The organism is Glycomyces sp. YM15 (assembly GCF_016918015.1).
GTDB lineage: Bacteria > Actinomycetota > Actinomycetes > Mycobacteriales > Micromonosporaceae > Glycomyces.
This window is the reverse complement of the sequence record NZ_JAERMK010000005.1, coordinates 35,169-54,089: the sequence shown is the minus strand read 5'-3', so window position 1 is coordinate 54,089 and position 18,921 is coordinate 35,169. Positions and strand designations below refer to the sequence as shown.

The 18,921-nt window shown below is 70.2% G+C and carries 18 protein-coding genes; 11 read left to right on the top strand and 7 right to left on the bottom strand.

The genetic code is table 11. The features are described from left to right. Positions 1-105 precede the first annotated feature (105 nt). Positions 106-1,374, bottom strand: a complete 1,269-nt coding sequence (locus JHY01_RS07235) for an ABC transporter substrate-binding protein (RefSeq protein ID WP_205324947.1) — start codon at positions 1,372-1,374, stop codon at positions 106-108. 212 nt (positions 1,375-1,586) lie between these two features. Next, on the bottom strand, positions 1,587-1,919 hold the full coding sequence (locus tag JHY01_RS07230) for a hypothetical protein (RefSeq protein ID WP_205324946.1): 333 nt from the start codon (positions 1,917-1,919) through the stop codon (positions 1,587-1,589). A 126-nt stretch (positions 1,920-2,045) separates the two neighbouring features. Between JHY01_RS07230 and JHY01_RS07225 the strand changes: the two genes are divergently transcribed. The 4 genes from JHY01_RS07225 to clpX all read left to right on the top strand — a co-directional run bounded on the left by JHY01_RS07225 (position 2,046) and on the right by clpX (position 6,414). After that, positions 2,046-3,203, top strand: a complete 1,158-nt coding sequence (locus JHY01_RS07225) for a S8 family peptidase (protein WP_205324945.1) — start codon at positions 2,046-2,048, stop codon at positions 3,201-3,203. A gap of 270 nt (positions 3,204-3,473) precedes the next feature. Then, positions 3,474-4,127 carry an ATP-dependent Clp protease proteolytic subunit gene (locus tag JHY01_RS07220; RefSeq protein WP_374199507.1) on the top strand — a complete coding sequence of 218 codons (654 nt, stop codon included), beginning with the start codon at positions 3,474-3,476 and terminating at the stop codon, positions 4,125-4,127. A 19-nt stretch (positions 4,128-4,146) separates the two neighbouring features. Beyond that, positions 4,147-4,809, top strand: coding sequence for an ATP-dependent Clp protease proteolytic subunit (locus JHY01_RS07215; protein WP_307814298.1), 663 nt, complete (start codon positions 4,147-4,149; stop codon positions 4,807-4,809). 303 nt (positions 4,810-5,112) lie between these two features. Continuing rightward, positions 5,113-6,414, top strand: coding sequence for an ATP-dependent Clp protease ATP-binding subunit ClpX (clpX, locus tag JHY01_RS07210; RefSeq protein ID WP_205324944.1), 1,302 nt, complete (start codon positions 5,113-5,115; stop codon positions 6,412-6,414). 3 nt (positions 6,415-6,417) lie between these two features. Here the strand turns inward: clpX and JHY01_RS07205 are convergent, their stop codons facing one another. Continuing rightward, entirely contained in the window at positions 6,418-6,735 is a 318-nt protein-coding gene (locus JHY01_RS07205; RefSeq protein ID WP_205324943.1) for a PLD nuclease N-terminal domain-containing protein, read from the bottom strand. 149 nt (positions 6,736-6,884) lie between these two features. On the opposite strand from JHY01_RS07205, the gene JHY01_RS07200 reads away from it, so the two are divergent. The 3 genes from JHY01_RS07200 to JHY01_RS07190 all read left to right on the top strand — a co-directional run bounded on the left by JHY01_RS07200 (position 6,885) and on the right by JHY01_RS07190 (position 9,530). Next, positions 6,885-7,655: an electron transfer flavoprotein subunit beta/FixA family protein gene (locus JHY01_RS07200; protein ID WP_240192504.1), complete on the top strand. Its 771-nt coding sequence runs from the start codon at positions 6,885-6,887 to the stop codon at positions 7,653-7,655. A gap of 9 nt (positions 7,656-7,664) precedes the next feature. Beyond that, on the top strand, positions 7,665-8,594 hold the full coding sequence (locus JHY01_RS07195) for an electron transfer flavoprotein subunit alpha/FixB family protein (RefSeq protein WP_205324941.1): 930 nt from the start codon (positions 7,665-7,667) through the stop codon (positions 8,592-8,594). 324 nt (positions 8,595-8,918) lie between these two features. Continuing rightward, a complete protein-coding gene (locus JHY01_RS07190; RefSeq protein ID WP_205324940.1) occupies positions 8,919-9,530 on the top strand; it encodes a biotin transporter BioY in 612 nt (203 codons plus the stop codon). A gap of 58 nt (positions 9,531-9,588) precedes the next feature. Here JHY01_RS07190 and JHY01_RS07185 read toward each other — a convergent pair whose 3' ends face one another. After that, positions 9,589-10,500, bottom strand: a complete 912-nt coding sequence (locus JHY01_RS07185; protein ID WP_205324939.1) for a hypothetical protein — start codon at positions 10,498-10,500, stop codon at positions 9,589-9,591. 312 nt (positions 10,501-10,812) lie between these two features. Between JHY01_RS07185 and JHY01_RS07180 the strand changes: the two genes are divergently transcribed. From JHY01_RS07180 to JHY01_RS07170, 3 genes are read left to right on the top strand one after another with little or no spacing between them, the layout of a single operon-like run. Next, positions 10,813-11,970: a cysteine desulfurase family protein gene (locus tag JHY01_RS07180; RefSeq protein ID WP_205324938.1), complete on the top strand. Its 1,158-nt coding sequence runs from the start codon at positions 10,813-10,815 to the stop codon at positions 11,968-11,970. A gap of 56 nt (positions 11,971-12,026) precedes the next feature. Next, positions 12,027-13,139, top strand: coding sequence for a tRNA 2-thiouridine(34) synthase MnmA (mnmA, locus tag JHY01_RS07175; protein ID WP_205325154.1), 1,113 nt, complete (start codon positions 12,027-12,029; stop codon positions 13,137-13,139). Next, the gene (locus tag JHY01_RS07170; protein ID WP_205324937.1) at positions 13,132-14,145 is read left to right on the top strand and encodes a methionine synthase; all 1,014 of its coding nucleotides are present in this window, start codon (positions 13,132-13,134) and stop codon (positions 14,143-14,145) included. Before mnmA ends, JHY01_RS07170 begins: the two co-directional genes overlap by 8 nt. A 5-nt stretch (positions 14,146-14,150) precedes the next feature. On the opposite strand, the gene JHY01_RS07165 is transcribed toward JHY01_RS07170, so the two are convergent. Next, the gene (locus tag JHY01_RS07165; RefSeq protein ID WP_275889702.1) at positions 14,151-14,804 is read right to left on the bottom strand and encodes a sulfotransferase family protein; all 654 of its coding nucleotides are present in this window, start codon (positions 14,802-14,804) and stop codon (positions 14,151-14,153) included. Between the two features lie 132 nt (positions 14,805-14,936). Continuing rightward, positions 14,937-17,348 (bottom strand): DUF4153 domain-containing protein, encoded by a 2,412-nt coding sequence (locus tag JHY01_RS07160; RefSeq protein WP_205324935.1) that lies wholly within the window; start codon positions 17,346-17,348, stop codon positions 14,937-14,939. Between the two features lie 178 nt (positions 17,349-17,526). Between JHY01_RS07160 and JHY01_RS07155 the strand changes: the two genes are divergently transcribed. Continuing rightward, positions 17,527-18,267: a VIT family protein gene (locus JHY01_RS07155; RefSeq protein ID WP_205324934.1), complete on the top strand. Its 741-nt coding sequence runs from the start codon at positions 17,527-17,529 to the stop codon at positions 18,265-18,267. A 37-nt stretch (positions 18,268-18,304) separates the two neighbouring features. Here the strand turns inward: JHY01_RS07155 and JHY01_RS07150 are convergent, their stop codons facing one another. After that, positions 18,305-18,919 (bottom strand): TetR family transcriptional regulator, encoded by a 615-nt coding sequence (locus JHY01_RS07150; protein WP_205324933.1) that lies wholly within the window; start codon positions 18,917-18,919, stop codon positions 18,305-18,307. Positions 18,920-18,921: the final 2 nt, after the last annotated feature.

Genomic DNA, 18,921 nt, shown 5'->3' with positions numbered 1-18,921 from the left:
GGGGGGGGCGGGCGGGGGGCCCGGTTGGGGGGCGGGGGGCCCCCGGCCGGGCCGCGCGCGCGGCCCGGCGGGGGTCTGGGAGGTGGTGGCGGTGGCCGTCAAGGGTTACTCGCAGACGATGTTCTCGTTGAGTCCGGCAATGATGTTGGCGATGGTCGTGGGCACGTCCTGCTCGCCGTTGGCCAGCTTGACGGCCTCTTCCTTGAGCGGGTCGGCGTCGCCGCCGGCGCTCTGGCCGGCGTACGCCATCTCGAGTTGATCGTTGCTCTGCGCGCTGGAGATCGGGTCGGACGCGGCGATCTCCTCGTTGTACATGTCGAAGTTGACCTGCGAGGCGCCGTAGTCGATGTCGAGGCCCTGGATGACCGGCAGGAACCCGGAGATCTCGCAGATCTCGGTGTAGTTCTCGGCCGTGAAGAGCCAGTTGACGAAGTCGAGCGCGGTCTGGGACTTGTCGCCCTTGTAGACGACCACGTAGCCGCCGCCGAGGTTGGTCGCGCGGCGCGTCTGGGCGGGCATGAGGGCCGAGGCCCATTCGAAGTCGGTGATGTTGGCCTGGAAGTCGGCCACCTGCCACGAACCGGAGTAGTAGGCCGCGACCTGGCCGCTCTTGAAGAGCGCGTTCGGGTCGTCGCCGGAGACCCACACGGAGCGGGGCATCACGTCGTCGTCGTTGATGTTCGCGAAGAACTCGAGCGCGGCGGCGGTGGTCGCCTCGTCGGTCGAGTACGTGCAGTCGTCGCCGAGCTCGAAGCCGTTGCTGCCGAACTGGTACATCATCGAGCGCAGGCGGTGCGAGGACGGGTCCATCACGAGCCCGTAGCGCGTTCCGGTCGCGGCCTTGACCTCCTTGACGGCGGCGATGAACTCGTCCCAGGTCCAGATCTGGTCGGCGGTGGTCGGGTAGGCGACCCCGGCCTGGTCGAACAGAGACTTGTTGACGTACAGCCCGACGGCGGTGAGGTCGGTGAGGAAGGTCGGGACGGCGCCCTCCTCGTTCTCGGTGACGAGGTTGTCCATGACCCCGGCCTTGCTCGCGACGTCGCTGAGGTCCTCGAGCTGGTTCATCCAGATCGGGTCGATGGACTGGACGCGGGCGAGGTCGGGCAGGGCGTCGGCCTGGGCGGCGTTGCGCAGGCGGGTGTTGAAGTCGTCGTAGGGGATGTCGTCGATGTCGACGGTGACCCCGGTCTCCTCGAAGTACTTGTCGGCCATCTTCTGGAAGCCGCCGCCTTGGTTGGCGTCGCCCGAGAGCCAGAACTTGACGGTCTTCGCGTCGCCCTCGTCGTCGCCGCCGCCGATGAAGCCGCAGGCGCTGAGGGGCAGGGCCGCCGCACCGGCGGTGCCGGCGGTGAGGATGAGTCTTCTCTTCATTGAGCTCTCTCTTCAGGATGCGGGCCGGTGTTGGACCCGTCGGGGTTCGGAGCGAATGCCGACCCCAGGCCGGGCGTTCGCAGGTGCGCGACCACGTGTGCAAAGTCACCCGGGTATGCGCTTGCCCGACCATAGCAGATGTTTCCTAACGCGCGACAGTAGCGCGCGTTAGGTGGTATTGAACTGCAACTTTTCTTTGAGCCTAGTCCCGCCTAGGCGGCCGCGGCCCCGCTCTTCACATCGTCTTCGGCCGGTTCTGCGAGCGCCCGGGCGTCGGCGGCCTCGTCGGCGGCCTGCTTGAGGAGTTCGGCGGTGCGCTGGGCGCCGCGCTCGGCCGCATCGAACATCGCCGCGGAGAGGACGAGGGTCGAGCCGACGACGACGAGCGCGAGGCCGGCCGCGCCGCCGGAGACGAGGAACGGCATCTGCCCGTCGACGTAGGCGAGTTCGGCCATGCCCATCCACGCGAGGGTGAGGACGACGCCGCCGCCCATCCAGAAGAGCAGGCCGAGGAAGCGGAGACGGGTTGTGGGGGAACCGGACACAGTCACTCCATTGTGGGTTAAAGAGGGATTTTCGGTTTTCGCTACCGCGAGGTAACCAAATCTATCAATTTCTTGGTACCTTGTGACAGATGCCATAGCCCGTTTCCTCCCGAAGGGTGCATGTACATGGTGAACCATCCCCCCGTACGCCGTTACCTCCTCGCCGCATCGCTCGTGACCCTCGCCGCGACCGGTTTCGCGGCGGCCCCCGTCCAAGCCGAGACCGCCGAGATCCTCGCCGCCGACAGCCCCGACGCCATCGCGGGCTCCTACCTCGTCGCCTTCGAGGACGACGTCGAGACCGAGGTCGTGGACGAGTTCGGCGGCGACGTCGAGACCGTCTTCGGCTCCGTCGACACCGTGCTCGCCGCGATGAGCGAGAGCGAGGCCGAACGGCTCGCGGCCGACCCGGCCGTGGCCTACGTCGAGCAGAACCAGACCGTCGAGATCCAAGCGACGCAAGACGACCCGCCTTCGTGGGGCCTCGACCGGATCGACCAGTCCGGCCTGCCGCTCTCGGGCTCCTACACCTATCCCAATGCCGGAGAAGGCGTCACCGCCTACATCATCGACACCGGGATCTGGGCCGGCACCGCGGACTTCTCCGGGCGCACCGGCACCGGCTACTCCGCGATCCTCCCCGGCCTCCAAGGGCTCGACTGCAACGGCCACGGCACGCACGTGGCCGGCACCGTCGGCGGCACCGCCCACGGTGTGGCCAAAGCGGTCACGATCGTGCCGGTGCAGGTGCTCAACTGCCTCGGCTCCGGCACCACGGCCGGGGTCATCCAAGGGGTGAACTGGGTGACCGAGAACGCCGTCAAGCCCGCCGTGGCGAACATGAGCCTCGGCGGTGGCGTGAGCGACGCCCTCGACGCGGCCATCGCCGCCTCGATTGACTCGGGCGTCACCTACGCGGTGGCGGCCGGCAACGAGACCGCCGACGCGTGCGGCGTCTCCCCGGCCCGCACCCCGGAGGCGATCACCGTCGCCGCCTCGACCGAGGCCGACGCCCGCGCCGACTTCTCCAACTTCGGCGACTGCGTCGACCTCTTCGCACCCGGCGAGAACATCACCTCGCCCTACCTGCTCGGCCAGCCGAGCGCGCTGAGCGGCACTTCGATGGCCTCGCCGCACGTGGCCGGGGCCGCGGCGGTCTACCTCTCGGCCCACCCGGACGCGTCCCCCGCCGAGGTGGCGGACGCGCTCACGGGCGCGGCCGTCGCGGGCGCGATCGGCGACGTCCAGGGCAGCCCGAACCTGCTCCTGCACGTCACCGATTGACCGTCCCATGAGTGAGGGGCCCGGCCATCGCGGCCGGGCCCCGATCGCGTTTCCGGGCCCCGGCTGCGCCTCCGCTCCTCCGGAGGGCGGACCTCCTGTGCGGGCGCCGCGGCGGCCCGTGGCCGAGGAGGGGCGGGGCGACGAGTGGCGCTCCGCTCGCAGCGAACACGGAGCCCAGGCGCGTCCGATCGTCGCCCCGACGGGCTAAGGTCTGGGTTGGTAACCGCAAGGCCGAGTGCATATCGCCGAGACAGAATGAAGGTGCAAGACATGGACCGTTCGATTCCATTCTCCTCGCAGCTGGAGAAGGACGTCGTCAGCGCGGTGGCCCGGCGCGGTGGCGGCGACGCCTCCTCGGTCGGCCTGGACAGCATGGTCTTCGATCGTCTGCTCAAGGAGCACATCCTGTTCCTGGGCTCGGACGTCAACTCCGAGATCGCCAACCGCCTGTGCGCCCAGCTGCTCCTGCTCGAGGCCGAGGACGACCAGCGCGACATCAAGCTCTACATCAACTCGCCCGGCGGCTCGGTCTACGACGGCATGGCCATCTACGACACCATGCAGTACATCAAGAACGACGTCGCCACCGTCGGCATGGGCATGGCCGCCTCCATGGGCCAGCTGCTGCTCTGCGCCGGCGCCCCGGGCAAGCGCTACGCGCTCCCGCACGCGCGCATCATGATGCACCAGCCCTCCGGCGGCATCGGCGGCACCGCCTCCGACGTCGCGATCCTCGCCGAGCAGATGCTCTACACCAAGCAGATGTTCCAGGAGCGCGTCGCCGCGCACACCGGCCGCACGATCGAGGAGATCGAGCGCGACTCCGACCGCGACCGCTGGTTCACCGCCGCCGAGGCGAAGGACTACGGCTTCATCGACCACGTCGTCAAGCGGGTGGCCGACGTCCCCGCCGAGGCCAACTAGTAAGGAATAGGGGAACCAGATGATGGACATCCACGCCCAGGCCGGCGGTTACGACCCGCGCGCCCGCTACATCGTCCCGTCGTTCACGGAGAAGACCTCGTACGGGGTCAAGGAGATGAACCCGTACAACAAGATGTTCGAGGACCGGATCATCTTCCTCGGGTCCCCGGTGGACGACACCTCCGCGAACGACATCATGAGCCAGCTGATCGTCCTCGAGGGCAACGACCCCGACCGGGACATCATCATGTACATCAACTCGCCGGGCGGCTCGCTCACCGCGCTCATGGCCATCTACGACACGATGCAGTACGTGCGCCCGGACATCCAGACCGTGTGCATGGGCCAGGCCGCCTCGGCCGCCGCCGTGCTGCTCGCGGCCGGGACCCCCGGCAAGCGCACCGCGCTGCCGAACTCCCGCGTGATCGTCCACCAGCCGGCCACCGAGGGCACCTTCGGCCAGGCCTCCGACATGGAGATCCAGGCCCGCGAGATCATGCGCATGCGCGACCAGCTGGAGAAGATCCTCGCCCGCCACACCGGTCAGCCGATCGAGAAGATCCGCCGCGACATCGAGCGCGACAAGATCTTCACCGCCGAGGAGGCCGTCGCGTACGGCATCGTCGACAACGTGCTGACCTACCGCAAGAAGAACGCCCTGCCCGCCGAGGCCGCGGCGTAACCGCAAGCCCCAGGAGCGGCGGGCCGGACGCCCGGCCCGCCGCCTCCGCACCGCCATCCGACGGAACCTCACCTCCGATCGATCCGCCCCCGATGTCGCCCGGCCGCGATACCGTGGCCCAGGCCGGCCCTGAACCCCGCAAGGGTGGCGCGGTGGCGGCAAATGCGAAATACTGGATCGAGACACCGGTTCGTCCTGAATCAACGGAGCCGGATCGGTGGCACGGGTTGACCTTTCAGCAACGGAGCACGAAAGCACGCTCGGCAGGGCCCACAGGGCGAGCCGAGGAAGGGAGTTACCGCGATGGCACCTCGCCTGGGTGACAGCGAGATCTTGAAGTGCTCGTTCTGCTCGAAGTCGCAGCGGCAGGTCCGCAAGCTCATCGCCGGACCGGCGAACGTCTACATCTGCGATGAATGCATCGACCTGTGCAACGAGATCATCGAAGAGGAGTTCGCCGAAGAGGCCGAGGTCGCCTGGGAGGACCTGCCCAAGCCCAAGGAGATCGTCGAATTCCTCGACCAGTGGGTCATCGGCCAGGACTCCGCGAAGCGCTCGCTCGCGGTCGCGGTCTACAACCACTACAAACGCGTGCAGCTCGACGAGCTCGGCTCGATCCGCGGCGGCGACCACGTGGAGCTCCAGAAGTCGAACATCCTCATGGTCGGGCCCACCGGCTCCGGCAAGACCCACCTGGCGCAGACCCTCGCGCGGATGCTCGACGTCCCGTTCGCGATCGCGGACGCCACGGCCCTCACCGAGGCCGGTTACGTGGGCGACGACGTCGAGAACATCCTCCTCAAGCTCATCCAGGCCGCCGACTTCGACGTGAAGCGCGCCGAGACCGGCATCATCTACATCGACGAGATCGACAAGGCCGGACGCAAGGCCGACAACCCCTCGATCACCCGCGACGTCTCCGGCGAGGGCGTGCAGCAGGCGCTCCTGAAGATCCTCGAGGGCACCCACGCGGCCGTGCCGCCGCAGGGCGGGCGCAAGCACCCGCACCAGGAGCACATCCAGATCGACACCACGAACATCCTCTTCATCTGCGGCGGCGCCTTCGCCGGGATCGAGGAGATCATCAAGTCCCGCGTCGGCAAGCGCACCGTAGGCTTCACCGCCCACCTGCACGACGCCGAGGACTCCGCGGAGGACGCGATCGTCTCTCAGGTCATGCCCGACGACCTGCTGAAGTACGGGCTCATCCCCGAGATGGTCGGGCGCCTCCCCATCCTGACCACTGTGGACCACCTCGACAAGGAGGCGCTGCTGCGCATCCTCACCGAGCCGAAGAACGCGCTGGTCAAGCAGTACCAGCGGCTGCTCGAACTCGACGGCGTCGAGCTCGAGTTCGCCGAGGACGCCCTCGAACCCATCGTGGAGTCGGCCATGCTGCGCGGCACGGGCGCGCGCGGGCTGCGCGCCATCATGGAAGAGGTGCTGCAACCCGTCATGTTCGAGATCCCCTCGCGCGCCGACGAGGTCGCGAAGGTCGAGATCACCGCTGACGTGGTGCGCCGCAACGTCAACCCCACGCTCGTGCCGAGGACGAAGGCCACACCGCGCCGGGCCGTCCGGCTGCGGCGCGAGAAGTCGGCCTGAGGTTCAGTCGTCCTTGTTCTCGTCGCGCAGACGGCGGTCGATGTCCCGCAGGAAGTCCGGGTCGTCGTCGGGTGCGACCGGGCCCTTCGGGTTCCGCGGGCCGGCGCTGCCGTGGCGCGGCCCCGGCTGCGGCCGCGGGGGCTTCGCCCGGCCGACGGTGAACCAGAGGATGCCGCCGACGACGGGCGCGAGCACGATGATGAGCACCCACCAGGCGCGCGTGAGCTTCCTGGGGGCGTGTTCACCGCCGAGGCAGTCAGCGACCGCTGCGATGACCAGCGCCAGATGCGCCAGGAACAGGAAGACGAACGCGCGGATCATGATCCAATCATGCCTGTCCGCCGCGCCGGGGACAACAACGCCTCGGGTGGTTACTCGTAAGTAACTTCGTAGGATATAGTTCAGGCCGAGACGCCTGAACGAAAACTAAGGCCAACAAGCGTCCTCTAGTACGACCTCGGAGGTTGTCGATGAACATCGTGGTTCTGGTCAAGCAGGTCCCGGACTCGGGGCTGGCGAGACAGCTGGACGCCCGGTTGCGGGTCGACCGCAACGGCGCCAACAACGTCATGGGGGAGCTCGACGAATACGCCGTCGAAGCCGCCCTCCAGCTCAAGGAGGCCCACGGCGGCGAGGTCACCGTCCTCACCCTCGGCCCCGGCCAGGCCACGGAGACCGTGCGCAAGGTCCTCGCGATGGGCGCCGACAAGGCCGTGCACATCGAGGACGAGGCCGTCGGCGGCTCCGACGCGCTCACCACCTCCCAGATCCTCGCCGCGGCCCTCGGCCGCCTCGAATGGGACCTCGTGATCGCCGGCGCCGAGTCCACCGACTCCGGCATGGGCGTCATGCCCCACCTGCTCGCCGCCCGCACCGGCGTTCCCGCGCTCACCGGCGCCCGCAAGATCGACACCGACGGCACCACCGTCACCGTCGAGCACCAGCGGACCAACGGATACGACGTGCTCAGCGCGAGCCTTCCGGCGATCGTGTCCGTCTGGGACACCATCAACACGCCGCGCTACCCCTCGCTCAAGGGCATCATGGCCGCCAAGCGCAAGCCCGTCGAGACCCTCACCCTCGCCGACCTCGGCGTGACCGAGGCCGGGCCCGCCGCCGCGGGCAACGAGGTGCTGAGCGCCGCCGAGCGCCCCGCCCGCACCGCAGGGCAGATCGTCACCGACGAAGGCCAGGGCGGCGTCGCGCTCGCCGAGTTCCTCGCCGTCGAGAAGTTCATCTAGGAGCCGATGATGACTGACATCCTTGTGTACGTACCGAACTCGGGCAAGCACGCCGCTGAGGTCCTCACTCTCGGACGCTCGCTCGGCGACGTCTCGGCCATCGCCTTCGACGACGCCTCGGCCGCTCTCGCGGGCGAATACGGTGCGGTGAAGGTCTACCGGGTCGACGCCCCGGGCGCTGACGACTATTTCGTGGATCCGAAAGCGACCGTCCTGATCGACCTGGCGCGCTCGGCCGCTCCGGGCTTCTTCCTGCTGCCGAGCACCGACGAGGGCAAGGCTTTGGCCGCCCGCGTGGCGGTGGCGCTGGAGAACGGCCTGCTGACCGACGTGTCCGGCCTCGAGGCCGACGGGACCGCGACGCAGGACGCGTTCGCGGGCGGCACGATCGTGAAGTCGAAGGCCACCAAGGGGTTCACGCTCGCGACGGTGAAGGCCGGCTCGACCGAGCCCGCTCCGGCTCCGGGCTCGCCGACCGTGGAAGCGGTGGCGGCGAGCGTCGCCGAAGCCGACCAGCGCGTGCGCATCACCGAGCGGGTCGACGAGCCCGCAGGCGACCGTCCGGGCCTGGCCGAGGCCGGCGTGGTGGTCTCCGGCGGACGCGGCGTGGGTTCGGCGGAGGACTTCGCGCTCATCGAGCGCATGGCCGACGCCCTGGGCGGTGCGGTCGGCGCCTCGCGCGCGGCGACCGACTCCGGGTTCTACCCGCACAAGTTCCAGGTCGGCCAGACCGGTACGACCGTGTCGCCGCAGCTGTACGTAGCGGCCGGCATCTCGGGCGCGATCCAGCACCGCGCGGGGATGCAGACCTCGCGGGTCATCGTGGCGGTCAACAAGGACGCGGACGCGCCGATCTTCGGCATGGCCGACTTCGGCGTGGTGGGCGACCTGTTCCAGGTGCTCCCGCAGGCGCTCGAGGAGATCGAGAAGCGGAAGTAGGCGAGGTCCCCAGGCCGCGCGACGGCGCCGAAGGCGCCAGGTCCGCGAAACGGGGTCGAGCGGCGCCCGCCCGCCTGCACCGACCATTACGGCCCGGGCCCTTCGGGGCCCGGGCCGTACGGCACTGCTCAGGTCCGGGCGGCACGACACCGCTCAGGTCCGGACGCGGGCCCAGCGCCTTCGGCGCCGCGCAGCCGGGGGAACCTTCGGGCCCGGCTCCGGGGTGCTCCTGCGGGGGTGTCACGTTGTCGTAACAAGCGTGAGTTACGCTTCCCGGAGCCTCTCGTTATATAGAACCTACAGATGATGTTGGAGGAATCCGCCATGGCCGCCCCAGCTGCCGCGATTGCCGCGCCAAGCGTTCTCGCTGATCTCCTGCCCGCCCGCACGAAGGCCGCCGCCTACGCGCGCGACGCCGTGCTCGTGCTCGGCGGTGCCGCCGCCGTCGGCGCTTCCGCGCAGATCGCGTTCACCATCCCGCAGATCAGCCCGGTCCCGTTCGTGCTCACCACGTTCACCGTGCTGCTCCTCGGCGCCGCCTACGGGCCGCTGCGCGCGGGCCTGACCCTGGCGCTCTACCTCGCCGCCGGCGCCGCGGGCGTCCCGTGGTTCACCGACGGCACCTCCGGCTACGCGATGCCGACCTTCGGCTACATCATCGGCTTCCTGGCCGCCTCCGTCGCGGTCGGCTTCCTCGCCAAGCGCGGCGGGGACCGCACGATCCTGAAGACCGTGGGGCTCATGGTCGTCGGCAACGTGCTCATGTACGCCTTCGGGGTCCCCTACCTGGCCTTCGCCCTCGACATGAGCGCCTCCGACGCGATTGCCTCGGGCATGACCCCGTTCCTCGCGGGCGACGCGCTGAAGCTCGTCATCGCGGCGCTGCTCCTGCCCGGAGCCTGGGCGGCCGTCAACACCTTCCGCAACGCCGAGTAGGCCACAGCGACCGAAGCGAAGGGCCCCACCGTTTCCGGTGGGGCCCTTCGCTTCGGTCCTACTCGATCTCCCAGCCGATGCCCAGCGCGCCCGGCCTCGGCACCGGCTCCGCCAGCGCCACGGTCCGGTTCGGGCCCAGCTGCAGGTCCCCGGTCTCGCGCTTCTCGCGCTGCAGGCTCGACTGGGCGAAGCGGTACACGCGCTTCGGGATCGCGTCAGGCGCGAAGCGCACCTGCAGCGAGTACTGGTCCACCGGGTACCGGAACGCGTTCCCGTGCCCGCTGGAGGTGCCCCCGTTGCCCTGCACGACGATCTCGAACAGGTGGGTCGCGCCGCGCGGCAGCGGCGTGTCGAACACGATCTCCGCCAGAGCGACCGGCGCCTCCTTGTGGCGCAGGATGTTCGGCACCGTGCAGTCGCGCACCGGCTTGAACTCGATGTCGTCGATGTCGCAGCCCTCGTCCCCGCGGTACAGCAAGATGTAGCGGTCCACGTCGTCGCGCCTGGCGCGCACCAGCATCGACAGTTCGAACACCGACTCCTGCCATTCGGAGTCGACGTGCACGATCACCTGCTGGCTGAGGATGTCCAGGGTGTGCTCGCGCGAGGCGGGCACCTGGTCGCACAGTTCGCGCACCGCGTCGCCGCCCAGCACCGCGTCGGGCCGGGGGAGCTGCCCCCGGATCGAGCGCGGCCCGCGGGCCCGCTTGGGGCCCAAGAGCACCCGCAGGGACCCCGCGGGCAGCTCGAGGAGGTCTTCGAGGGCGGTCACGGCGGCGAGGGACTCGGCGCGCTCGGGCCGGGACCGGCCCGACTGCCAGTAGCTCAGGCTCGTGGTCGACACGGTGATGCCGCGCATGGCGAGGCGGTGGCGGATACGGTCGAGACCGAGCCCGCTGGTCTGGATGGCCACGCGCAGGGCGGTGTGGAACGGCCCGGCGCGAAGCGCTTCGGCGAGCTCAGGCGTCATCGGCACTCACACTTTCTCTCGACACGGGCGGCGAAGGCTCCGGCTTCCTAGGACACCAGTTTCCGCGGCACCCGGTCTCGGGGCGGTGACCCCTCACGATCGGAAAGGTAGGAGGATTCGTCAGATTCTATCTCGCGCGCACCACGACGCATTACGCCGACTAATGCGGAAGATCCCGGCACCGAAATCCCACCCCTCGGAACGGCGCGGACCCCGCCTCGACACCCCCGCCGCGGCCCGCCTGAGTGAGCCGGGACGCGCCGGCCACGGCGAAGCTTGCGAGACGTGAATCAAACGTAGAATGGACGGGCCATGGCCTATCTCGATCACGCCGCGACCACGCCGATGCTCCCCCAGGCGCTCGACGCCTACGTGCGCACCGCCCGTGCTCTCGGCAACGCCTCCTCCCTCCACGGTTCCGGGCGCGCCGCCCGCCGCACGGTCGAGGAGGCCCGCGAGCGCATCGCCGAAGCCCTGGGCGCCAAACCCGGGGAGGTCATCTTCACCGGCTCCGGGACCGAGGCCGACAACCTCGCCGTCAAAGGCATCCACTGGCACCGCCGCTCCGAGGGCCGGGGCCGCGTGATCACCACCGCGATCGAGCACCACGCCGTCGCCGACGCCGTCGCCTGGCTCGGGGACCACGAGCGGGCCGACGTCACCGAACTGCCCGTCGACAAGCTCGGCCGCGTCGACACGGGTGTCCTCGCCGAACTCCTCGACGAGCGCGGCGCCGAGATCACCGTCCTCACCTGCATGTGGGCGAACAACGAGGTCGGCACCCTGCAGCCCATCGCCGAGATCGCCGAACTCGCCGCCGCCCACGGCATCCCCGTGCACACCGACGCCATCCAGGCCGTCGGCCACGTCCCCGTCGACTTCGCCGCCTCCGGCGCCGCCGCCCTCGCCCTCTCCGGCCACAAACTCGGCGGCCCCACCGGCACCGGAGCGCTCCTCCTGCGCCGCGACGTGAAAGCCGTCCCGCTCCTCCACGGCGGCGGCCAGGAACGCGAGATCCGCTCCGGCACCCTGGACGTGCCCGGCATCGCCGCGCTCGCCGAAGCGGTCACGCACGCCGTGCGCACCCAGCAGACCGAATCGCAGCGGCTCGCGCTGCTGCGCGACGACCTCGTCGACCGCATCCGCGAGACCATCCCCGAGGCGATCTACAACGGCGACCCCGAATCGCGCCTGCCCGGCAACGCCCACTTCTCGTTCCCCGGCTGCGAAGGCGACGCCCTCCTCATGCTCCTCGACGCCGCCGGTGTCGAATGCGCCACAGGCTCCGCCTGCTCGGCCGGGATCGCCCAGCCCTCGCACGTCCTCCTCGCCATGGGCGCCGAAGCCGACGACGCCCGCTCCTCCCTGCGCTTCACGCTCGGCTGGCCCACCACCAGGGCCGAGATCGACGCGCTCGTCGCGGCCCTGCCCGAGGCCGTGAAGCGCGCCAAGACCGCCGGGCTCTCCTAGCTTCTGCAGAAGACGGGCCTAAGGTTGAAGACGTGAAACTGCGAGTACTGGCCGCCATGAGCGGCGGAGTCGACTCGGCCGTCGCCGCCGCCCGCGCCGTCGAGGCCGGGCACGACGTCACCGGCGTCCACCTGGCGCTGTCCAAGAACCCCCAGACCTACCGGACCGGGGCCCGCGGCTGCTGCACCATCGAGGACTCCCGCGACGCCCGCCGCGCCGCCGACGTCATCGGCATCCCGTTCTACGTCTGGGACATGGCCGAACGCTTCCACGAGGACGTCGTCGAGGACTTCTACGCCGAGTACGCGGCCGGGCGCACCCCGAACCCGTGCCTGCGCTGCAACGAGAAGATCAAGTTCGCCGCCGTCCTCGACCGCGCGCTGGCCCTCGGCTTCGACGCCGTCGTCACCGGCCACTACGCCCGCAAGGGCGAGGACGGCCTCCTGCGCCGCGCCGTCGACCCCGGCAAGGACCAGTCGTACGTCCTCGCCGTGCTCACCCCCGCCCAGCTCACCGGATCCCTGTTCCCGCTCGGCGACACCCCCAAGGACCAGGTCCGCGTCGAGGCCGAGACCCGCGGCCTCGCCGTCGCCAAGAAGCCCGACAGCCACGACATCTGCTTCATCGCCGACGGCGACACCTCCGGCTTCCTCAAGAACAAGCTCGGCACGAAGGAAGGCGAGATCGTCGACGCCGCCTCCGGGGAAGTCCTCGGCAGCCACGACGGCTCCCACCAGTTCACCATCGGCCAGCGCCACGGCCTCGGCCTCAAGCGCCCCGCCGCCGACGGCAAGCCCCGCTACGTCCTCTCGATCACGCCCGTCGACAACCGCGTCGAGGTCGGACCCCGCGAGGCCCTGCGCGTCGACCGCATCCGCACCGGCAAGCCGGTCTGGCTCGCCGCCGAGCGCACCGCACCGTTCGAAGCCGAGATCCAGCTCCGCGCCCACGGCGAGGTCTACCCGGCCACCGTCACCCCCGACGACGGCGGCCTCACCGCGAAGCTCCACAAGCCCGCGTTCGGCGTCGCCGCCGGCCAGGCCCTCGTGGTCTACGAGCCCTCGCCCGAAGGCGACGCGGTCCTCGCCTCCGGCACCATCGACTCGACGCAGGCCTACGCCTCCGCGGGCGTCGGCGACGGCGCACCCGCCGAGGCGACCGGTGCCTGAACCCATGGACGACATCGACGCTTTGCCGATGGGCGTCGCCACCGGCGTCGGCTCCCTGCCCGGGACCGACGTCCAAGAGGCCGTCAACATCGTCTTCGGCGAACTCCCCGAATGGCCCTACCTGCCCGAGCTGCCCGACCGCGGGCTCGGCACCGACATGATCGGCCGCGGCGCGGCCCTCCTCGAAGGCCTGCCCGTCCAGTGGTGGGCCTTCCGCTGGGAGATCGCCGATCTGCCCGGCCGCGACGCCCGCCGCGCCCGCGAATTGCTCGAACGCGACCTCGACGCGCTCCACGAAGTGGACACCGCCGGACCGGTCCGCCTGACCGCGGTCGGCCCGTTCACCCTCGCCGCCAACCTCTGGCGGCGCACCGGCGGCGCGATGCTCGCCGACCCCGGCGCGGTCGCCGACCTCACCGCCTCCCTCACCGAGGGCCTGCGCGGATACATCGCGGCCGCCCGGGCGCGGATGCCGAAGGCCGCCTTGTCGATCCAGATCGACGAACCGAGTCTCCCGGCGGCGCTGGCGGGCCGTGTGAACACCGAATCGGGGCTCGACTTCTATCGGCGCGTGCCCGTCGAGGTCGCGCGCGAGCGGCTGCGGGAGCTCGTCGAGCGGGTCGGCGTTCCGGTCGTCGTGCACTGCTGCGCCCCGGACGTGCCGGTGCGTTTGCTGGAAGAGGCGGGGGCGCAGGCGCTTTCGGTCGACCTGACCCTGCTCGACCTCGACGACGTGCCGAAGGTCGACGCCCTGGGGGAGTACCTCGACGGCGGCGGTCGCCTCATCGCCGGAGTGGTGCCCCCGCTCGGCCAGCCCCGGCCCGGCGTCGGCAAGGAAGCGGCCGAACGCGTTCAGGCCCTGTGGAACCGCCTCGGCTTCAACGCGGAGCAGCTGCCGCGGCAGGTGAGCGTCGCGACCACGTGCGGCATGGCCGGGGCCGGCCCCGACTACGCGCGGTTCGCGATGGAGGCCAGCCGCGAAGCCGCCGAGCGGCTCCGCGGCTGACATCGCTACTCGGCCGGTGCCGCGGCCTCGTCGCCCTGCATCGTCGCGGCGATCCGCGCGTTGAAGTCGGCGGTGCTGTTCAGGTGCGGGAAGGGCGCGTCGGGGACCGGCAGATCCAGCGCCTCGCACAGCGGCTTCCATCCCGCACCGGTCTCGAACTCGATGAGCCGCGACGCGGGGATCGTGTCCCGGACCTTTTCGTGGTAGCGATGGTAGGCCGCCTCCACGGCGGCGACGTCCTCGCGGGCGGCGCCGTCGAACGTGTAGTCCCACACGTCCTCGACCATCGCCAGCCACGGCCCGCCGCTGGGGTCGTCGATCTCGTTGAACCGCCGGAAGACGGTGTTCGTGGCGCTGGTCCACCACGACTCGAAGCTCTCGCGCTTGGAGAGGACGACGATCGCGTCCGGGTACTGCTCGGCCAGTTCGGCGTAGAAGGCCGAGGCCGGCCAGTCCACGGCGGCGGCGTAGCCCTCGAAGAGCCCGTCCCAGTCCGAGAATTCGCCCTTGGCGGCGGCGCTGAACGCGGGTGCGTCGATGTCGACCCGGCCGAAGACCTCGGCCATGTGGTGGCAGGGCGCCCCGAGGAGGGTTTCGAGGGCGTTCTTGAGGGTCATGGTTCCTGTACGCGGGAGTCCCGCGCCGATAACTCGAAGCATCCTCCGAAGCTATTCGGCCGCAACGGAACAGGCAATAGCGGAGTGCGCTGGCGCGTAGCCGCCCCGGGGACGCGCGGGCGGCGCGGCAGCTCAGTGGCCGCCGCGCCGCCCGTGGTGACTTTGGACATTCCGTCAGGCAAACGTTCCGTACAGGCCTTCCATCTGCCCCGTGAGATCGTCGGCGGCGGCCTCGGACACCACGTCCCGAGGGACGCCCGTGACCAGCGCGTAGAAGATCAGGTTCCCACTGATGCGGTAATATTGGAACTGGCGCTGGGCGCCGTCGCCGTACGAGAGCACGTAGCCGTCCGAGCGCTCCTGGACGAGCCAGTCGCCTTCGGAGTAGGCGTTGACGGCGTTCCCCACGCGGTCGCCCGCGACCAGTGAGGACTCCGCGTATTCGAGCTGCGCTTCGATCGTGACGTCGCTGTCGAAGTACCCGCAGGTGAGCCACGCCGTCACCGGCGGCTCCAGGGAGAGGAACGCGTCCGAGGCCCCGGCCTCGAGGCCGAACCCGTCCACATCGTCGCCGAACCATTGGCCGGTCTGGCCCGCGTCGAGCGATGCACAGGTCTCGACCTGGAAGAACGCTTCGGCGGGCGGTTCGGGTTCGTCGTCCGTCCCGACCGTCTCCTGGGCGTCCTGCGTCTCCTGGAGATCTTCGGGCGGCGAGCCGCCGTGCTCCTCCACGCCCATGTACCGGTCATCGCCCCAGTCGCAGAACGCCGAGCGCTTTTCGTGCTCCTTCAGGAGTTCGGCCGCGCGCTGGTGGCCGAGGTTCCAGGCCATGAGGTCGCGCTCGACCGGGTCGCTGAGCACGCAGTCGAGGTCTTCATCGGGCAGCGAGGCGAACTCGGGCACCGCGTCGTCGGAGAGGTCCCCCAGGTAGGCGAGGTCGAGCTTGTGGTGGTGCTCGAGGTTGTAGCGGGCGATGAGCGCGTCGGGGTTCGCGGCGGCGAGGCCGAGCAGCGCCAGCGCGCCCGAGGCGAGCACGGCGCGCGGCAGCCACGTGGCCCGCAGCTTCCAGCAGCAGATGACGACCAGCGCGAACAGCACCGCGAGCCAGATCTCGACGGTGAAGATCCACACCCGCATCCGGGTGAGCCCGTAGGTGTCGGCGTACGTGTACATGCGGTACAGCGCCGAGGCGATGACCACCATGGACAGAACGCAGAGGGTGCCCAGCAGGATCCGGGCCGCCATGCGGTCGGCCTTGGCGCGTTTGGGTGCGAGCCAGGCCGCGACGGCGATGACCCCGAGTGACAGCGCCGCGACGAAGCTCAGCTGCCAGAAGCCCTTGCGCGCGTACTCGGCGAAGGTGAGCCCGGCGGTCTCCATGACGTACTCTTCGCCGCCGATGAACACCCGCAGCTGCACCGCGATGAACGCGACGAACAGGAGGTTCAACGCCCCCAGCGGGATCGAGAGCTCGAATCGCGAGACCGTGCGGTGTTCGCCCTCGGGCTGCAGGGAGTCGAAGTTCGGCTTCGCGACCGCGGTGTAGGTCCAGGCGAGCGCCATGGGGAACAGGATCCCGGCGAGGAGGATCCGCAGGATGACCTCGCCCGCGCTCACCTCGGGCATGAGCCCCACGACGAGGTCGGCGAACGTGCTGTCGGCGGCGGCGAAGAGCCCGCCGAAGACGAGCAGCAGCGCGGCGGTGATGAGCACGACCCACAGGTTCCGCATGCTGGTGGCGTTGCCCTCGCCTTGGCCGTCGTTGCCCTTGCGGCGGCCGCGCTTGGCCCAGCGGAACGATTCGGCGAGCCCTTCGAGCCAGCCCTGGAACAGCATGACGGTGGTGCCGCTGAAGCGGCGTTGCGGCGTGAGCACCAGCGGTGTCAGGAGGAACGCGACCGCGGTGCACAGGAACACGACCCATCCGGCGTCGCGGATCGCCGCGACTGACCACAGGGCGGCGACCAGGATCGCGCCCGGCAGCCGCGGCACGAGGTCCCGGGTGTCGCCGGCGGCCAGGGGGACCGCGAGCAGGGCGATGCCGGTGAGCGACAGGCCGATGCCGACGCCGGTGGAGTGGAACGCGGCCCACCCGCCGAAGAGGGCGATGGCGATGACCAGGACCACGATGGCCGGTTTGGGGACCTCCCCGGGCCGATGCCAGCGCGGGTTCGGCGGCGGCGTGTACCGCTGCCGGTTCAGCTGCTGGTAGTAGGCGGCCTGCTGGTGGTATTCGGCGGCGGTCAGGGGCCTGGCGGGGGGCTGCGGCGGGCCCTGCCGCTGGACGGGCGACGGCTGCGCCGCCGGTAGGGCCTGTGCCGGGGCCGCTGCGGGCGTTCGGGTTTCGGTCTCCGGCACGGCTTGGGCGGGAACGGGTTCCGGCGCTGGTGCGGGATCCGGTTCGGACCCGGCGGAGGAATGCGGTGCCACTTCGGGCTCGGCTTCGGGCCGGGAGTCGCCCATCGGCGTCTCGGGCCCGTTCGGTTCGTCCGGTGCTGGGTTCTGGGGCGGTTCGCTCGGCGTCTCGCCTCGAGCCGCATCGGCGTTCTCGGGCCGCGGATCTGGGGAGTCAGCGGGTTCGCTCATGGAAGAGCCCCTTCTATTCGGAGGGAGTGCCGACAATAGCGGCAGCCGTCAAGCCGGGAAAGTGTCCATTACAGAGTGTCGCCGTGGTGTGCCGGACAATTCCCCCCATGTCACCGCATTCTCCGGTCTCCTGTGAGAACTCCCACCGCATGCAACCTTGTGGTTCACTGGATTTGTGATGGGGCAGAGCGGACACGACGACCACGAGCACGAACGCGGGGCGCACGACGGCGGTGGACCCGGCTCGATCGGCAACCGGCTCAACTGGCTCCGGGCGGGCGTGCTCGGCGCGAACGACGGCATCGTCTCGGTCGCGGGAATCGTCATCGGCGTCGCCGGTGCCACCTCCGACCGGCCCACGATCCTCATCTCCGGCGTCGCCGGGCTGGTCGCGGGCGCGTTCTCGATGGCCGGCGGCGAGTACACCTCCGTGTCGACCCAACGCGACACCGAGGCGAGCCTCGTCGAGGCCGAGCAGCGCGAACTCGACGAGCGTCCCGAGGACGCCGAGGCCGAACTCGCGACCAGCCTGCGCGACCGCGGGCTCTCCGAGGAGACCGCCCAGAACGCGGCCCGCGAGCTGTCCAGGCGCAACCCGCTGCGCGCCCACGCCGTGGTCGAATACGGACTCGACCCCGACGAGCTCACCAACCCGTGGCAGGCCGCGCTCTCCTCGTTCCTCGCGTTCACCTGCGGCGCGCTGCTCCCGCTGCTGGCGATCACCCTGCTGCCCGCGGGCATCCGCGTGATCGGCTGCGCGATAGCGGTGATCGCGGCGCTGGCGCTCACCGGCTTCACCGCGGCCTTGCTGGGCGGCGCGCCGCGCGGCAGGGCGATGGTGCGGGTCATGGCGGTCGGCGCGGCGACGATGGCCGCGACCTACGTGATCGGCTCCGCGTTCGGCGTCGTGACGGCGTGACACGGCTGCCGCTTCAGCGGCGAACCGCTCCGACCCCTCATCGTTCGAACTGGTCGACCGGCATCGTGAGATACCGGTCGATGGTCGGACCGATCGTCTCGGCGAGCTGGTCGGCGCTCAGCGACGCGAGCGGCTCGAGCTTGAGGATGTACCGGGCCACCACCAGGCCGAACACCTGGCTGGCGATGAAGCTGGCGCGCACGGGAACACGGTCGACCTCCTCGCCCAGGACGTCTTGCACCGTCTTGACGATCCGATGCTCGAACAGCTGCCGCAGCACGAACGACATCGCGGGTTTCGACAGGCTCGTGCGCACCACCGCGAGGAGCTTGTCCTGGTGCGGGCCGTCCCAGATGCTCACGAACGCGTGCATGAGCCGCCCGCCCGCGCCTTCGACGCCGCCCGCCTTCAGGACGGTCGCGACCTCCGGAGCCGGGTCCAGCGGCAGTTCGATCGCGGCGAGGAACAGGTCGTCCTTCGACCCGAAGTAGTGGTGGATCAGCGAAGGATCCACGCCGGCCTCGGAAGCGATGCGCCGCATGGAGATCGATTCGAACCCCTCCTCGGCGAACAGCCGCCGGGCGGCAGCCAGGATCTCGGCCTTCGTGTCGGGATTGCCTGACCGCCGTCCGGCGCGCTTCGTTCTGGCCACGG